Annotated in this window: 1 protein-coding gene; it reads left to right on the forward strand. The window is 63.1% G+C overall.

Annotation, left to right across the window (positions count from 1 at the left end; all coding sequences use genetic code 11):
- Window positions 1–257 precede the first annotated feature (257 nt).
- Entirely contained in the window at window positions 258–1,094 is an 837-nt protein-coding gene (locus AB0M47_RS42790; RefSeq protein WP_363424794.1) for an IS5 family transposase, read from the forward strand.
- The last annotated feature ends 40 nt before the right edge of the window (window positions 1,095–1,134 follow it).

Genomic DNA, 1,134 nt, shown 5'->3' on the forward strand with positions numbered 1-1,134 from the left:
CAACCACCTACGACAACAACCCGTTCTTCAACGGGCTCTGACTGGGCGTTTAGATCACTTTCGCGGTTACTCGCCATGTTGGTCCGGCGGCGTCGACGCCCCAGAAGGGCGTCGAATTGAGCGATAAGCCTGGCTCACTCCGATAAAAGCCCCAGCAGCGAGCCCGGTTTATCCCACGGATCGTGTCTGATTCAGAGAAGGCATGAATGTCGGACCCCGCTTGCGACTCCAACGTCTGTCGACAGTAGAACATTGGGGTGACCTCGCGACCCGCCTACCCCTCGGACCTGTCCGACGCCCGGTGGGCCCTGATCGCCCCACAACTGACCGCTTGGCGCCAGTCCCGCGCCGACGCCGGCGTCGGCGGACGCAAACCCAGCTACGACCTGCGGGAGATCTTCAACGCGATCCTCTACGTCAACCGCACCGGCATCGCCTGGCGCTACCTGCCCCACGACTTCCCGCCATGGCCGACCGTGTATCACTACTTCAAAGCCTGGACCGACGACGGCATGTTCACCCAGCTCAACTACCAGCTCACCGGCCTTGTTCGCACCCAGGCCGGCCGCGACGCCACCCCCACCGCCGGCGTGATCGACACCCAAAGCGTGAAGACCTCGACCAACGTCCCGCTCCACACCCAGGGCATCGACGCAGGCAAGAAGATCGTCGGCCGTAAACGCGGCATCGTCACCGACACCCTCGGACTACTCCTGGCCGTCATCGTCACGACAGCCGCCGCCAGCGACAACACCATCGGCATCAACCTGCTTGACCAGGCCAAAGCCGCCCACCCCGCCCTAGCCAAGACCTGGGTCGACGCCGGATTCAAGAACAGAGTCATCGAACACGGCGCCACCCTGGGCATCGACGTCGAGGTCGTCGCCAAAGACCCGGGGATCAGGGGATTCTCCGTGGTCAAGCGTCGGTGGGTCGTCGAGCGGACGATCGGATGGATCATGCAGCACCGGCGCCTGGCTCGTGACTACGAAACCCTCCCCGACAACTCCGCCAGCATGATCCACATCGCGATGATCGACAACCTGGCCAAACGCGCCACCGGCGAAAACACCCCAACCTGGCGAGACACCTAAACCGGCATCACTCACAAAGTTCGTGAATTAGACGCCCTCT

The sequence above is a fragment of the Hamadaea sp. NPDC051192 genome (assembly GCF_040682475.1).
Classification (GTDB): domain Bacteria; phylum Actinomycetota; class Actinomycetes; order Mycobacteriales; family Micromonosporaceae; genus Hamadaea; species Hamadaea flava.